This is a genomic window from Pseudomonas sp. CP-1, from assembly GCF_021213715.1.
GTDB lineage: Bacteria > Pseudomonadota > Gammaproteobacteria > Pseudomonadales > Pseudomonadaceae > Pseudomonas > Pseudomonas aeruginosa.
Genome location: NZ_JAJQKY010000006.1, coordinates 128,738 through 142,851, shown reverse-complemented (window position 1 = coordinate 142,851; position 14,114 = coordinate 128,738). Strand labels below are relative to the sequence as shown.

Below are 14,114 nucleotides of genomic sequence, written 5' to 3'. Positions count from 1 at the left end.
AAGAAACTACTCACTTCGATTTAGGGTTTTTCAATGGATGGTCAACATCTGCACCAGGGCGAGCTGAAGCGTGGCCTGAAGAATCGCCACATCCAGTTGATCGCGCTGGGCGGGGCGATCGGCACCGGGCTGTTCCTCGGCTCGGCGGGCGTCATCAAGACGGCCGGCCCGTCGATGATCCTCGGTTACGCCATTGGCGGCTTCATCGCCTTCCTGATCATGCGCCAGCTCGGCGAGATGATCGTCGAGGAGCCGGTGGCCGGCTCCTTCAGCCACTTCGCACACAAGTACTGGGGCGGCTTCGCCGGTTTCCTCTCCGGCTGGAACTACTGGGTGCTGTACATCCTGGTGGGCATGTCGGAGCTGACCGCGGTGGGCAAGTACATCCAGTACTGGTGGCCTGACGTGCCGACCTGGGCCACGGCGGCGGCGTTTTTCGTGCTGATCAACGCGATCAACCTGGCCAACGTGAAAGCCTTCGGCGAGACCGAGTTCTGGTTCGCGATCATCAAGGTAGCGGCGATCATCGGCATGATCCTGCTCGGTATCTACCTGCTGGTCGGCGGCGGTGGCGGGCCGCAAGCCTCGGTGAGCAACCTGTGGGACCGCGGCGGCTTCTTCCCCAACGGCCTCAGCGGCCTGGTGATGACCCTGGCGATCATCATGTTCTCCTTCGGTGGCCTGGAGCTGGTGGGCATCACCGCCGCCGAGGCGTCCGAGCCGAGGAAGGTGATTCCCAAGGCGATCAACCAGGTGATCTACCGGATCCTCATCTTCTATATCGGCGCCCTGGCGGTGCTGCTCTCGCTGTATCCATGGGACCAGTTGGTGGAGACCATCAACGCTTCCGGCGACGACTACAGTGGCAGCCCGTTCGTGCAGATCTTCTCGTTGATCGGCAGCGGCACCGCGGCCAACATCCTCAACTTCGTAGTCCTCACCGCGGCATTGTCGGTCTACAACAGCGGCGTCTACTGCAACAGCCGGATGCTCTACGGCCTGGCCGCCCAGGGCGACGCGCCGAAGGTGCTGATGTCGGTGGACCGCCGGGGCGTGCCGGTGCTGTCGATCCTGGTCTCGGCGCTGATCACCTTCCTCTGCGTGATCGTCAACTACGTATTGCCGCACAAGGCGCTGGAACTGCTGATGTCGCTGGTGGTGGCGGCGCTGGTGATCAACTGGGCGATGATCAGCCTGTCGCACTTGAAGTTCCGCGCGGCGATGAAGCGGCAGGGCGTGGACACCTTCTTCAAGGCACTCTGGTCGCCGTTCAGCAACTACCTGTGCCTGGCCTTCGTGGTGTTCATCCTTGGCATCATGCTGATGATCCCCGGGATCAACATCTCGGTGTACGCCATCCCATTCTGGCTGCTGCTGATGTGGTTGTGCTACCGGGTCAAGCTGTCGCTGGCGGAAAGGCGCGGGCTCGGCCAGCAGGCCTGAGCCTGCGGGTGGCGCGGGACGGGAGCTTCGGCTCCCGTTTTTCATTTCGCACGGGCAAGTTTTTCTGTCGTTTTCTGTTACGCGTTTCAAGGCCCGGTGTGCGGCTTGGGTGGCTCCCGGGGAGGTGGCTCTTTATAATCCCGGAGTTACCTTGCGGGGCCATTCATCAATCGTGCCAATTCAGTACGTTGTGCGCGATGATGGTCATTTTCTGACTTGGGCCTCGTCTTTTCTGTCCACGACCACTAGGCACTAGACATGATCAAGATAAAACGTGGCCTGGACCTGCCCATCAGCGGCGCCCCCGAACAGCGCATCGAGGCAGCACGCCCGGTACGCAGCGTGGCGTTGATCGGTTTCGACTACCACGGCATGAAGCCGACCATGGCGGTGCAGGTAGGCGACCGGGTGAAGCTGGGGCAGGCGCTGTTCACCGACAAGAAGAATCCCTCCGTCAGCTATACCGCACCCGGCGCCGGTGTGGTCAGTGCCATCCATCGTGGCGAGAAGCGCGTCCTGCAATCGGTGGTCATCGATCTCGACGGCGACGAGCAACTGGAGTTCGCCCGTTATCCCGCGGACCAACTCGCCACGCTGAGCGCCGAGCAGGTCCGCGACAACCTGTTGCAGTCGGGCCTGTGGACCGCGCTGCGGACCCGGCCGTTCAGCAAGGTGCCCGATCCCGAGTCCAGCCCTAGTTCGATTTTCGTCACTGCCATCGATACTCAGCCGCTGGCCGCCGATCCGCAGGTGGTTATCGCGGAGCAGGGCGAGGCCTTCCAGGCCGGGCTGACGGTGCTCGGGCGCCTGGCCCGGGTGTTCCTGTGCAAGGCGGAAGGCGTTTCGCTACCCGGCGAGGCGCTCTCCGGCGTGACCGCGCAAGCCTTCGCCGGTCCGCATCCGGCGGGCCTGCCCGGCACCCATATCCACTTCCTCGACCCGGTGGGTGCCGGCAAGAGCGTGTGGAACCTGAACTACCAGGACGTGATCGCCATCGGCAAGCTGTTCACGACCGGGCAATTGTGGACCGAGCGGGTGATCGCCCTGGCCGGTCCGGTGGTGGAAAAGCCGCGTCTGGTGCGCACCCGCTTGGGCGCCAACCTCGACGAACTGGCCGCCGGCCAGCTGCAGCCGGGCAACAACCGGCTGATCTCCGGCTCCGTGCTGGGCGGTCGCACCGCCCATGGCGCCTACGCCTACCTGGGGCGCTACCACCTGCAGTTGTCCTGTCTCAAGGAGGGCGACCAGCGTGAGTTCCTCCACTACCTGCGCGCCGGGGTGGAAAAGCATTCGCTGCTCAACGTGTTCGTCTCCAGGCTGCTCGGCGGCAAGCGTTTCGCCTTCACCACCAGCACCAACGGCAGCCCGCGGGCGATGGTGCCGGTAGGCAATTACGAGGCGGTGATGCCGCTGGATATCCTGCCGACCCAACTGCTGCGCTACCTGATCGTCGGCGACACGGAAATGGCCCAGAAGCTCGGCGCCCTGGAACTCGACGAAGAGGACCTGGCGCTGTGCAGCTACGTCTGCGCCGGCAAGTACGAATACGGCCCGATTCTGCGGGACAACCTGGCACGCATCGAGCAGGAGGGCTGAGCCATGGGTTTGCGTAACCTGCTCGACAAGGTCGAGCATCATTTCGAGAAGGGCGGGCGCTACGAGAAGTGGTACCCGCTGTACGAGGCCGTGGACACCTTCCTCTATCGTCCCGGCAGCGTCACCCGCACCACTGCACACGTGCGCGACGGCATCGACCTGAAGCGCATGATGATCATCGTCTGGCTGTGCACCTTCCCGGCGATGTTCTTCGGCATGTACAACGTCGGCCACCAGGCCAACCTGATCTTCGCCCAGAGCCCCGACCTGTTGAGCGCCCAGGATGGCTGGCGCTTCGCCCTGATCGGCGCGCTGGCCGGGTTCGACCCGAACAGCCTGTGGGATTGCCTGGTCCAGGGCGCCGCGTACTTCCTGCCGGTGTACCTGACCACCTTCATCGTCGGCGGTTTCTGGGAGGTGCTGTTCGCCAGCATCCGCCGCCACGAGGTCAACGAAGGCTTCTTCGTCACCTCGGTGCTGTTCGCCCTGACCCTGCCGCCGTCCGTCCCGCTGTGGCAGGTAGCCCTGGGGATCAGCTTCGGCGTGGTGCTGGGCAAGGAAGTGTTCGGCGGCACCGGGAAGAACTTCCTCAATCCGGCACTGGTCGGCCGGGCCTTCCTGTTCTTCGCCTACCCGGCGCAGATGTCCGGCGACGCGGTATGGACCTCGGTGGACGGCTTCGCCGGCGCCACCTCGCTGAGCCTGGCCGCCGCCGGCGGGGTGGACAACATCCTCGGCCACGGCCTGACCTGGATGGATGCCTTCCTCGGCCACATGCAGGGTTCGATGGGCGAGACCAGCACCCTGGCGATCTTCATCGGCGGCGCCGTGCTGCTGCTGACCCGCATCGCCTCCTGGCGCATCGTCGCCGGGGTGATGCTGGGGATGGTCGCCATGAGCTACCTGTTCAACGCCATCGGCTCGGCCAGCAACCCGATGTTCGCCATGCCCTGGTATTGGCACCTGGTCACCGGCGGCTTCGCCTTCGGCATGATCTTCATGGCCACCGACCCGGTCTCGGCGTCCATGACCGATACCGGCAAGTGGCTGTTCGGCGCCCTGATCGGAGTGATGGTCATGCTGATCCGGGTGGTCAACCCGGCGTTCCCGGAAGGCATGATGCTGGCGATCCTGTTCGCCAACCTGTTCGCACCGCTGATCGACCATTTCGTCGTTCAGGCCAACATCAAGCGGAGGCTGGCGCGCAATGGCTAATCAAGAATCCACCACCCGCACACTGCTGGTAGCCCTGGTGGTGTGCCTGGTCAGCTCGGTGTTCGTCGCCGGCGCGGCGGTGGCGCTGAAGCCGACCCAGGCGGAAAACCGCCTGCTCGACAAGCAGCGCAGCATCCTCGCCATCGCCGGTCTCGGCGAGCCGGGCATGTCCGGCAAAGAGGTCAAGGCGCTGTTCGACAGTCGCATCACCGCCAAGGTGGTCGACCTGCAGAGCGGCACCTTCAGCGATGCCCAGGACCCGCTCGGCTACGACCCGCTGAAAGCGGCCAAGGACCCGGCGCTGTCGGATGCGCTGCCCGCCGCCGAGGACATCGCCTCGATCAAGCGCCGCGAGCGCTACACCACGGTCTACCTGGTGGAGACCGACGGCAAGCTCGACACCCTGATCCTGCCGGTGCGCGGCTACGGTCTGTGGTCGACCCTGTACGGCTTCCTGGCGCTCAAGGGCGACCTCAATACGGTCGCCGGCTTCGGCTTCTACCAGCATGGCGAGACCCCCGGTCTCGGCGGTGAGGTCGACAATCCGAAATGGAAGGCGCTGTGGGTCGGCAAGACCCTCTACGACGCCCAGGGCGATCTTGCCGTACAGATCATCAAGGGCTCGGTGGACCCGCAATCGGCGAAGGCGACCCACCAGGTCGACGGCCTGGCCGGCGCCACCCTGACCAGCAAGGGTGTCGACAACCTGCTGCATTTCTGGCTCGGCAAGGACGGTTTCGACGCCTTCCTCGCCAATCTGCGCAAAGGGGAGGCGTGATGGCTGCTCAACCCACGATCCGCGAAGTCCTGTTCAATCCGGTCTTCCAGAACAATCCGATCGGCCTGCAGATCCTCGGGATCTGCTCGGCGCTGGCGGTAACCTCGAACCTGAAGACCGCTACCGTCATGGCCATCGCCCTGACCCTGGTGACCGGCTTCTCCAACCTGTTCATCTCGATGATCCGCCGGCAGATTCCCAGCTCGATCCGGATGATCGTGCAGATGGTGATCATCGCCTCGCTGGTGATCGTCGTCGACCAGGTGCTCAAGGCCTATGCCTATAGCCTGAGCAAGCAGCTCTCGGTGTTCGTCGGGCTGATCATCACCAACTGCATCGTGATGGGCCGCGCCGAAGCCTTCGCCATGGCCAACCCGCCGCTCGTGTCGTTCTTCGACGGCATCGGCAACGGTCTCGGCTACAGCGCCATGCTGCTGGTGCTCGGCTTCGTCCGCGAGCTGTTCGGCGCCGGCAAGCTCTACGGCATCAGCGTGTTGCCGACGGTCAACGATGGCGGCTGGTACCAGCCGAACGGCCTGCTCCTGCTGCCGCCTTCGGCGTTCTTCCTGATCGGCCTGATCATCTGGGCCCTGCGGACCTGGAAGAAAGACCAGGTCGAGGCCCCGACCTACAAGATGGCCCCGCAGGTATCCAGCAAGGAGGCTTACTGATGGAGCACTACATCAGCCTGTTCGTGAAGGCCGTGTTCGTCGAGAACATGGCGCTGGCGTTCTTCCTCGGCATGTGTACCTTCATCGCCATCTCGAAGAAGGTGGAGACCGCCATCGGCCTGGGTATCGCGGTGATCGTGGTGCAGACCATCACCGTGCCGGCCAACAACCTGATCTACACCTACCTGCTCAAGGACGGCGCGCTGGCCTGGGCCGGGCTGCCCGAGGTGGACCTGAGCTTCCTCGGCCTGCTCAGCTACATCGGGGTGATCGCCGCCATCGTGCAGATCCTCGAGATGCTCCTCGACAAGTACGTACCCAGCCTCTACAACGCGCTGGGCGTGTTCCTGCCGCTGATCACGGTGAACTGCGCGATCATGGCCGGCTCGCTGTTCATGGTCGAGCGCGACTACAACCTTGCCGAGAGCACGGTGTACGGCGTCGGCTCGGGCTTTTCCTGGGCGCTGGCGATCGCCGCGCTGGCGGGTATCCGCGAGAAGCTCAAGTACAGCGACGTCCCCGAGGGCCTGCAGGGCCTGGGGATCACCTTCATCACCATCGGCCTGATGTCGTTGGGCTTCATGTCGTTCTCCGGCGTGCAGTTGTAAGGAGAGGCCCGTGATCGGATTCGAGATTTTCCTGGCCATCGGCATGTTCACCGCCATCGTCCTGGGCCTGGTGGCGATCATCCTGGTCGCCCGCGCCAAGCTGGTGTCGAGTGGCGACGTGACCATCCAGATCAACGGCGAGCACAGCCTGACCGTGCCGGCCGGCGGCAAGCTGCTGCAAACCCTGGCGGCGAACAACGTGTTCCTGTCTTCCGCCTGCGGCGGCGGCGGCACCTGCGCGCAGTGCAAATGCGTGGTGGTCGAGGGCGGCGGCGAGATGCTGCCGACCGAGGAGTCGCACTTCACCCGGCGCCAGGCGAAGGAAGGCTGGCGCCTGTCGTGCCAGACCCCGGTCAAGCAGGATATGCAGATCCGCGTGCCTGAAGAGGTCTTCGGGGTGAAGAAATGGGAGTGCACGGTGGAGTCCAACCCCAACGTCGCCACCTTCATCAAGGAACTCACCCTGCGCCTGCCGGACGGCGAGAGCGTGGACTTTCGTGCCGGCGGCTACGTGCAGCTGGAATGCCCGCCGCACGTGGTCGAGTACAAGGACTTCGATATCCAGCCGGAATATCGCGGCGACTGGGACAAGTTCAACATGTGGCGCTACGTGTCGAAGGTCGACGAGACGGTGATCCGCGCCTACTCGATGGCCAACTACCCGGAAGAGAAGGGCGTGGTCAAGTTCAACATCCGCATCGCCTCGCCGCCGCCGGGCAGCGACCTGCCGCCGGGGCAGATGTCGTCCTGGGTGTTCAACCTCAAGCCGGGCGACAAGGTCACCGTGTACGGGCCGTTCGGCGAGTTCTTCGCCAAGGACACCGAGGCCGAGATGGTCTTCATCGGCGGCGGCGCCGGCATGGCGCCGATGCGTTCGCACATCTTCGACCAGTTGCGCCGGCTCAAGTCGAACCGCAAGATCAGCTTCTGGTACGGCGCGCGCTCGCTGCGCGAGGCCTTCTATACCGAGGAGTACGACCAGCTGCAGGCGGAGAACCCCAACTTCCAGTGGCACCTGGCGCTGTCCGACCCGCAGCCGGAGGACAACTGGACCGGCCTGACCGGTTTCATCCACAACGTGCTGTTCGAGAACTACCTGAAGGACCACCCGGCGCCCGAGGACTGCGAGTTCTACATGTGCGGCCCGCCGATGATGAATGCCGCGGTGATCAAGATGCTCACCGACCTGGGCGTGGAGCGCGAGAATATCCTGCTGGACGATTTCGGTGGCTGAGCGTTTCCGTCCGCTTGCCATGGCCGGACTGGCAGCGCTGGCGCTGGTCCTGGCCGGTTGCGGCGACACCCTGGAAAGCTTCGGCGGCCCGACCATGGGCAGCACCTATTCGATCAAGTACGTGCGCGGCGCCTCGGCGCCCGACGTCCAGACGGCGAAAGCCGCGGTGGAGGCGATCCTCGCCGAGGTCGACCGGCAGATGTCCACCTACCGCGACGATTCCCTGGTCTCGCGTTTCAATGCGCTGCCGGCGCAGTCCTGCATGGAGCTGCCGCCACCGATGCTGGAGTTGCTGCGCTACGGCGGCGAGTTGTCGGAACAGAGCCAGGGCGCCTTCGACATGACCGTCGAGCCGCTGATGAACCTCTGGGGCTTCGGTCCGCAGGCGCGGGTGGAGAAGGTTCCCAGCGCCGAGCAGATCGCCGCGGTGCGCCGTGACGTCGGCCATCGACACCTGCGCATCGACGGCCAGCGCCTGTGCAAGGACGCCGCCGTACAGCTGGACTTCGACAGCATCGCCGCTGGCTATACGGTGGACGCGGTAGGCGAACGCCTGAAGGAGCTTGGCGTGCGCAGCTACCTGGCGGAAATCACCGGCGAGTTGAAAGCCGAAGGGCGCAAGCCGGACGGCACGCCCTGGCGCATCGCTATCGAAGCGCCGCGCGAGGGCCAGCGGGTCGCCCAGCAGGTACTGGCGCTGGACGGCTACGGCGTCTCGACCTCGGGCGATTACCGCAACTATTTCGAAGAGAACGGCCAGCGCTATTCGCACACCTTCGACCCGCGCACCGGCGCGCCGATCGACCATCACTTGGCTTCGGTCACGGTGATCGATCCGTCGACGCGCAACGCCGACGGCCTGTCGACCCTGCTGATGGTGCTCGGTCCGGAAGAGGGCTACCGTTTCGCCGAGAAGCACCGACTGGCGGCGCTGTTCGTCAGTCGCCAGGGCAACGGTTTCGACAGCCGCACCACGCCACGCTACGAGCAACTGTTCGGCAACCAAGGAGAACGTCCATGACCTGGCTACTGGTCTTCGTCATCATGCTGCTGGTGGTCTTCGGCATGTCCATCGGGGTCATCATGGGCCGCAAGCCGATCGCCGGTTCCTGCGGCGGCATCGCCAACCTGGGGATCGAGAAGGAGTGCTCGATCTGCGGCGGCGACCGGCAGAAATGCGAGGAAGCCAACCGCGACGAATCTGTAGTGCCCGGAAAACTCGCCTACGACGCGACCAAACGCTAATGTGCGACATTTCGCACGGGGCGTAACATATGCCCGCCTCGAGGTCGGACCGAGCCTTGCCCGGCGAATGCCGTCGTTCGCACCGACCCGATGATCGAATCGATCCGCCGCGCACATGTTGTGCAGCGGCTTTGCCGGAGGCGCCAGTGGGCGCCTCGGCCTGTTCTGAGGAGTACGCATGGCTGTCTACAACTACGACGTGGTGATTTTGGGCACGGGTCCGGCGGGCGAAGGGGCGGCGATGAACGCCTCCAAGTACGGACGCAAGCTGGCGGTAGTCGACAGCCGTCGCGTGGTCGGAGGCAACTGCACGCACCTCGGCACCATTCCTTCCAAGGCCCTGCGCCACTCGGTGAAGCAGATCATCGAGTTCAACACCAACCCGATGTTCCGCCAGATCGGCGAGCCGCGCTGGTTCTCCTTTCCCGACGTGCTGAAGAGCGCCGACCGGGTGATCTCCAAGCAGGTCGCCTCGCGTACCGGCTACTACGCGCGCAATCGCATCGACATGTTCACCGGCACCGCCAGCTTCGTCGACGAACGCACCGTCGAAGTGGTGACGCCGAGCGGTGCGGTGGAGCGCCTGGTCGCCGACCAGTTCGTGATCGCCACCGGCTCGCGCCCGTATCGTCCTTCGGACATCAATTTCAACCACCCGCGGGTCTACGACAGCGACACCATCCTGTCCCTGAGCCACACCCCGCGCCGGCTGATCATCTACGGAGCCGGGGTGATCGGCTGCGAATACGCGTCGATCTTCAGCGGCCTGGGCGTGCTGGTGGACCTGATCGATACGCGCGACCAGTTGCTCAGCTTCCTCGATGACGAGATTTCCGATGCGCTGAGCTACCACCTGCGCAACAACAACGTGCTGATCCGCCACAACGAGGAGTACGAGCGCGTCGAGGGGCTGGACAACGGTGTCATCCTGCACCTGAAGTCGGGCAAGAAGATCAAGGCGGACGCGCTGCTCTGGTGCAACGGCCGGACCGGCAATACCGACAAGCTCGGCCTGGAGAACGTCGGCATCAAGGTCAACAGCCGTGGCCAGATCGAGGTGGACGAGAACTACCGCACTTCGGTGAGCAACATCTTCGCCGCCGGCGACGTGATCGGCTGGCCGAGCCTGGCCAGCGCTGCCTACGACCAGGGCCGCTCGGCCGCCGGCAACATCGTCGAGAGCGACAGCTGGCGCTTCGTCAACGATGTGCCGACCGGCATCTACACCATTCCGGAGATCAGCTCGATCGGCAAGAACGAAAGCGAACTGACCGCGGCGAAGATTCCCTACGAAGTGGGCAAGGCGTTCTTCAAGGGCATGGCCCGGGCGCAGATTTCCAACGAGCCGGTGGGCATGCTGAAGATCCTGTTCCATCGCGAGACCCTGGAGATCCTCGGCGTGCACTGCTTCGGCGACCAGGCTTCGGAAATCGTCCACATCGGCCAGGCGATCATGAACCAGCCGGGCGAGCTGAATACCCTGAAGTACTTCGTCAACACCACCTTCAACTACCCGACCATGGCGGAAGCCTATCGGGTAGCGGCGTTCGACGGCCTCAACCGGCTTTTTTGAAGGACTCCGGCCGGCGGCCTGAGCCGGCCGGAGGGGATGTGCTCAGCGATTCCCGAGGGTGGCGCTGGCCAAACCGGGAAAGTCTGTGATCAGGCTGTCCACGCCGAAGTCGGCGAGCCGGCGCATCAGCGCCGGTTCGTTGACCGTCCACACCGAGACGTGAAGCCCCTGGCGCTGGGCCTTGAGCAGGCGTTCCGGGGTGCATAGGGTCCAGTTCAGGGCGAGCAGGGCACAGCCATAGTGCTGGGCGACCTTCAGCGGGTCGAGCCAGGCGTATTCGGCGACCAGCCCGCGCGACAGCTCCGGGGTCAGTTCGTTGAGGGCCTTGAGCACGGTCCGCGAACCGCTGGTGACGGTGACCTTGTCGCGGTTGCCGAAGCGCTCGGTCAGCTCCCTGATCCGCGTTACCGTCCGCGCCGCGCGTTCGCGCGAGGCGCTCTTCACTTCCAGTTGCCAGTGCTCGAACGGGCACTTCTCGAACAACTCCTCCAGCCGCGGGATCGGCGTCGGCCGTACCCAGCCGGGGCCGCCTTCGCGCGCGTCGTAGGTGACCAGGGTGGCCGCGTCGTGTTCGGCGACCTTGCCGCGGCGGCCGGTGGTGCGCTTCAGGGTCGGGTCGTGGATCACCATCAGTTCGCCGTCGCGGGACAGGTGCAGGTCCAGTTCGCAACGGTTGACGCCATGCTCCAGGCAGCGCTGGAAGCTGGCCAGGGTGTTTTCCGGCGCTTCGCCCTTGGCGCCGCGATGTCCATAGATGAGAGTCACTGTGGCTCCTTGTTCGAGGGTTGCGCGGGATTCCGCGGCCGATGATGGCGAACGCTGTCGATCACCCGGCCGCTTTCGAAATATACCGAGAAGTCGCGGTAATCCCAGCGCACGATGGGCGGCTGGCCGACCGCGGGATGTTCCTCGTCGGCCAGGCCGAAGCGTTGCAGCACGGCTTCGCGGCTTTCGCCGCGCGCGGGCAGGGCGACCCGGGTATCGCCCTGGGCGCCCAGCGGAATGCTCAGGGTGTCGGCGAACAGCGGCGGGGCGAGGAGGAGGGAGCACAGCAGTAGCGAACGGAGCATCGGTACATCTCAGGTCGAAGAAGGTTGGCCCGGCTCGCCGAGCGGGCCTTGTCCGGCCCGTGCCAGGCGGCGCTGCTGGGCCTGCTTCTGGAGGATATGCCGGGCCAGCAACTGGCGCTGTGCGTCGCTCAACGCTTCGAACTCGGTGCCGATCTCGAATTCGTCGTCGTGTGGCTGGGCGTGGATTACCCGGGCCCGCAGTTCGAGGCCGAACCCCTGCGGCAACAGGACCATGCGCAGGACGAGCAATTGGCCGACCGGCAATGCGCGGTCGTGGCGGAAGCTGACGCCCCCCTCGGACAGGCTGACCTTGCGCGGTTCGCCGATCTCCTTGAGCAGGCTCTGCACCATGACCTGGCCAAGCAGGTCGATGCGCTTGTTCATCACCTTCAGGTAGTTGGCCAGCGTGCGGTCGCGTTCGCTGATGTGGCGCAGCAGGTGCTGCGACTCGTAATCCATCAGGTGGAGGTCGCTGAGCAGGCTGAACAGGGTGGCCCCCGGCTCGCTCTCCAGGCCGTCTTCGACGGCCCCGGCAGGGCGAAATTCCAGTGCGAGGGTATCTTCGATACGGTAGTATTCGCGGCGGTCATCCGCGTCACGAGTGGACATGGCGAACCCACGGCGGCAGTGATGGTCAGAGTGTAAGGCCGCCGGCGATGCCTCGCCACTTCGCCATCCCGACGCATCCATTTTCTGCCAGCTAAGGGCGACATGTTCAGACCCCTGTCCGTTTTCATCGGCACGCGCTATACGCGGGCCAAACGTCGCAGCCATTTCGTCTCCTTCATTTCGCTGACCTCGATGATCGGCCTGGCACTGGGCGTGCTGGTGATGATCGTGGTGCTCTCGGTGATGAACGGCTTCGATCGCGAGATGCGTACCCGCATCCTCGGCATGGTGCCGCAGGCCACCGTCGAGTCGTACCAGCCCATCGATGACTGGCGCGCCCTGGCCGAGAAGGTCAAGGCCCACGAGCATGTCAGCGCGGTAGCGCCGTTCACCCAGATGCAGGGCATGCTCAGCGCCAATGGCGCGGTGCAGACGGTGATGGTCGATGCGGTCGATCCGCTGGAAGAGGCCAAGGTCTCGATCATTCCCGATTTCTTCAAGCAGGGCTCGCTGGCGGAACTCAAGGCCGGCGGCTTCGGCATCGTCATCGGCCAACTGGCGGCGCAGAAGCTTGGCGTCGGCATCGGCGACAAGGTCACCCTGATCCTCCCCGAGGTGGCGGTCACCCCGGCCGGGGTGTTCCCGCGGATGAAGCGTTTCACCGTGGTCGGCACCTTCCGCGTCGGCGCCGGCGAACTGGATGGCGGCCTGTCGCTGATCCACCTGGAAGACGCCGCGCGCCTGCAGCGCTGGAAGACCAACCAGGTACAGGGGCTGCGCCTGAAGCTCGACGACCTGTTCCAGGCGCCGCGGGTGGCCTGGGAGATCGCCCGGACCCTGACCGACAATGACTTCTACGCCCGCGACTGGACGCGCAGCCACGGCAACCTGTACCAGGCCATCCGCATGGAAAAGACCATGATCGGCCTGTTGCTGCTGCTGATCGTCGCGGTCGCCGCGTTCAACATCATTTCCACCCTGGTGATGGTGGTCACCGACAAGAAGTCGGACATCGCCATCCTTCGTACCCTCGGCGCCACGCCGGGGCAGATCATGGCTACCTTCATGGTCCAGGGTACGGTGATCGGGGTGATCGGCACGCTGGTCGGCGGGGTCCTCGGGGTGGTCGCGGCACTCAACGTCAGCGCCTGGATTTCCGCCCTGGAAAAGCTGCTGGGCCACCAGTTCCTCGCGTCCGACGTGTACTTCATCGATTACCTGCCGTCGCAACTGATGCTCGACGATGTCGTGCTGGTCTGCGGCGCGGCCCTGGTCCTCAGCTTCTTCGCCACTTTGTATCCAGCCTGGCGTGCGGCTCGCACCCAGCCTGCGGAGGCTTTGCGTTATGAATGACAAGTCGGTGCTGAGTTGCCGCAACCTGAGCAAGAGCTACGACGAGGGGCCGCAATCGGTGCAGGTGCTGTCCGGTGTCGAGTTGAACCTGCTGCCTGGGGAGCGGGTGGCTATCGTCGGCAGCTCCGGTTCGGGCAAGAGCACCTTGCTGAACATGCTCGGCGGCCTGGACACGCCCTCCGCCGGCAGCGTCTGGCTCGCCGGCGAGGAACTCTCGGCGCTGAACGAGACGGCCCGCGGGCTGCTGCGCAACCGCGCGTTGGGCTTCGTCTACCAGTTCCACCACCTGTTGCCGGAGTTCACCGCTCTGGAGAACGTCTGCATGCCGCTGTTGATCGGCCGCACGCCGATCGCCGAAGCCCGCCAGCGGGCGGCCGAGCTGCTGGAGCGGGTCGGGTTGGGGCATCGCCTGTCGCACAAGCCGGCCGAGCTGTCCGGCGGCGAGCGCCAGCGGGTGGCGATCGCCCGCGCGCTGGTCAACCGTCCGCAGCTGGTACTGCTCGACGAGCCCACCGGCAACCTCGACCAGCATACCGCCCAGGGTATCCAGGAGCTGATGCTGGAACTGAGCCGTTCGTTGCAGACCTCGTTCCTGGTGGTAACCCACGATCTCCAGCTGGCCGGGCACATGGATCGCATCCTGCGCCTGGAAGAAGGCCGACTGATCGCCGCGTAGCGGGGCGACGGCGTGCCCGCCGTCCGCTCCCGTCCGGCGAATC

Annotated in this window: 15 protein-coding genes; 12 read left to right on the top strand and 3 right to left on the bottom strand. The window is 64.9% G+C overall.

The features are described 5' to 3' along the window. Positions 1–33: 33 nt before the first annotated feature. The 10 genes from LT948_RS14315 to sthA all read left to right on the top strand — a co-directional run bounded on the left by LT948_RS14315 (position 34) and on the right by sthA (position 10,363). Positions 34–1,443 (top strand): amino acid permease, encoded by a 1,410-nt coding sequence (locus tag LT948_RS14315; protein ID WP_003091187.1) that lies wholly within the window; start codon positions 34–36, stop codon positions 1,441–1,443. 258 nt (positions 1,444–1,701) lie between these two features. Next, complete coding sequence (locus LT948_RS14310; RefSeq protein ID WP_003109479.1) at positions 1,702–3,039, top strand: Na(+)-translocating NADH-quinone reductase subunit A; 1,338 nt, start codon at positions 1,702–1,704, stop codon at positions 3,037–3,039. 3 nt (positions 3,040–3,042) lie between these two features. Further along, complete coding sequence (locus LT948_RS14305) at positions 3,043–4,254, top strand: NADH:ubiquinone reductase (Na(+)-transporting) subunit B (RefSeq protein WP_003109478.1); 1,212 nt, start codon at positions 3,043–3,045, stop codon at positions 4,252–4,254. Beyond that, the gene (locus LT948_RS14300) at positions 4,247–5,032 is read left to right on the top strand and encodes a Na(+)-translocating NADH-quinone reductase subunit C (RefSeq protein ID WP_003105182.1); all 786 of its coding nucleotides are present in this window, start codon (positions 4,247–4,249) and stop codon (positions 5,030–5,032) included. Before LT948_RS14305 ends, LT948_RS14300 begins: the two co-directional genes overlap by 8 nt. Then, positions 5,029–5,703 (top strand): NADH:ubiquinone reductase (Na(+)-transporting) subunit D, encoded by a 675-nt coding sequence (gene nqrD / locus LT948_RS14295; RefSeq protein ID WP_003119802.1) that lies wholly within the window; start codon positions 5,029–5,031, stop codon positions 5,701–5,703. The genes LT948_RS14300 and nqrD overlap by 4 nt, the downstream gene beginning before the upstream one ends. Next, entirely contained in the window at positions 5,703–6,311 is a 609-nt protein-coding gene (gene nqrE / locus LT948_RS14290; RefSeq protein WP_003091182.1) for an NADH:ubiquinone reductase (Na(+)-transporting) subunit E, read from the top strand. Before nqrD ends, nqrE begins: the two co-directional genes overlap by 1 nt. 10 nt (positions 6,312–6,321) lie before the next feature. Then, positions 6,322–7,545 (top strand): NADH:ubiquinone reductase (Na(+)-transporting) subunit F, encoded by a 1,224-nt coding sequence (nqrF, locus tag LT948_RS14285; protein WP_003113984.1) that lies wholly within the window; start codon positions 6,322–6,324, stop codon positions 7,543–7,545. Further along, positions 7,538–8,566: an FAD:protein FMN transferase gene (locus LT948_RS14280; RefSeq protein WP_003105187.1), complete on the top strand. Its 1,029-nt coding sequence runs from the start codon at positions 7,538–7,540 to the stop codon at positions 8,564–8,566. The genes nqrF and LT948_RS14280 overlap by 8 nt, the downstream gene beginning before the upstream one ends. Beyond that, positions 8,563–8,790: a (Na+)-NQR maturation NqrM gene (nqrM, locus tag LT948_RS14275; protein ID WP_003091178.1), complete on the top strand. Its 228-nt coding sequence runs from the start codon at positions 8,563–8,565 to the stop codon at positions 8,788–8,790. Before LT948_RS14280 ends, nqrM begins: the two co-directional genes overlap by 4 nt. Positions 8,791–8,968: 178 nt before the next feature. Beyond that, positions 8,969–10,363 (top strand): Si-specific NAD(P)(+) transhydrogenase, encoded by a 1,395-nt coding sequence (gene sthA, locus LT948_RS14270; RefSeq protein WP_003091177.1) that lies wholly within the window; start codon positions 8,969–8,971, stop codon positions 10,361–10,363. Between the two features lie 42 nt (positions 10,364–10,405). Here sthA and LT948_RS14265 read toward each other — a convergent pair whose 3' ends face one another. From LT948_RS14265 to LT948_RS14255, 3 genes are read right to left on the bottom strand one after another with little or no spacing between them, the layout of a single operon-like run. Then, positions 10,406–11,128: a glycerophosphodiester phosphodiesterase gene (locus LT948_RS14265; RefSeq protein ID WP_003091176.1), complete on the bottom strand. Its 723-nt coding sequence runs from the start codon at positions 11,126–11,128 to the stop codon at positions 10,406–10,408. Continuing rightward, positions 11,125–11,433: a hypothetical protein gene (locus LT948_RS14260; RefSeq protein WP_003091175.1), complete on the bottom strand. Its 309-nt coding sequence runs from the start codon at positions 11,431–11,433 to the stop codon at positions 11,125–11,127. Before LT948_RS14260 ends, LT948_RS14265 begins: the two co-directional genes overlap by 4 nt. Before the next feature lie 9 nt (positions 11,434–11,442). Next, a complete protein-coding gene (locus LT948_RS14255; protein ID WP_003105196.1) occupies positions 11,443–12,042 on the bottom strand; it encodes a PilZ domain-containing protein in 600 nt (199 codons plus the stop codon). A gap of 102 nt (positions 12,043–12,144) precedes the next feature. Between LT948_RS14255 and LT948_RS14250 the strand changes: the two genes are divergently transcribed. Both LT948_RS14250 and lolD read left to right on the top strand, forming a co-directional pair. Then, the gene (locus LT948_RS14250) at positions 12,145–13,395 is read left to right on the top strand and encodes a lipoprotein-releasing ABC transporter permease subunit (RefSeq protein WP_015502671.1); all 1,251 of its coding nucleotides are present in this window, start codon (positions 12,145–12,147) and stop codon (positions 13,393–13,395) included. Then, on the top strand, positions 13,388–14,071 hold the full coding sequence (gene lolD / locus LT948_RS14245; protein WP_003091168.1) for a lipoprotein-releasing ABC transporter ATP-binding protein LolD: 684 nt from the start codon (positions 13,388–13,390) through the stop codon (positions 14,069–14,071). The genes LT948_RS14250 and lolD overlap by 8 nt, the downstream gene beginning before the upstream one ends. The last annotated feature ends 43 nt before the right edge of the window (positions 14,072–14,114 follow it).

Coding starts and splice junctions, on each gene's coding strand:
- nqrE (WP_003091182.1), top strand. CDS start 5,703: ATGGAGCACTACATCAGCCTGTTCGTGAAGGCCGTGTTCGTCGAGAAC.
- LT948_RS14255 (WP_003105196.1), bottom strand. CDS start 12,042: ATGTCCACTCGTGACGCGGATGACCGCCGCGAATACTACCGTATCGAA.
- LT948_RS14305 (WP_003109478.1), top strand. CDS start 3,043: ATGGGTTTGCGTAACCTGCTCGACAAGGTCGAGCATCATTTCGAGAAG.
- nqrM (WP_003091178.1), top strand. CDS start 8,563: ATGACCTGGCTACTGGTCTTCGTCATCATGCTGCTGGTGGTCTTCGGC.
- LT948_RS14310 (WP_003109479.1), top strand. CDS start 1,702: ATGATCAAGATAAAACGTGGCCTGGACCTGCCCATCAGCGGCGCCCCC.
- LT948_RS14300 (WP_003105182.1), top strand. CDS start 4,247: ATGGCTAATCAAGAATCCACCACCCGCACACTGCTGGTAGCCCTGGTG.
- LT948_RS14260 (WP_003091175.1), bottom strand. CDS start 11,433: ATGCTCCGTTCGCTACTGCTGTGCTCCCTCCTCCTCGCCCCGCCGCTG.
- lolD (WP_003091168.1), top strand. CDS start 13,388: ATGAATGACAAGTCGGTGCTGAGTTGCCGCAACCTGAGCAAGAGCTAC.
- LT948_RS14250 (WP_015502671.1), top strand. CDS start 12,145: ATGTTCAGACCCCTGTCCGTTTTCATCGGCACGCGCTATACGCGGGCC.
- sthA (WP_003091177.1), top strand. CDS start 8,969: ATGGCTGTCTACAACTACGACGTGGTGATTTTGGGCACGGGTCCGGCG.
- LT948_RS14315 (WP_003091187.1), top strand. CDS start 34: ATGGATGGTCAACATCTGCACCAGGGCGAGCTGAAGCGTGGCCTGAAG.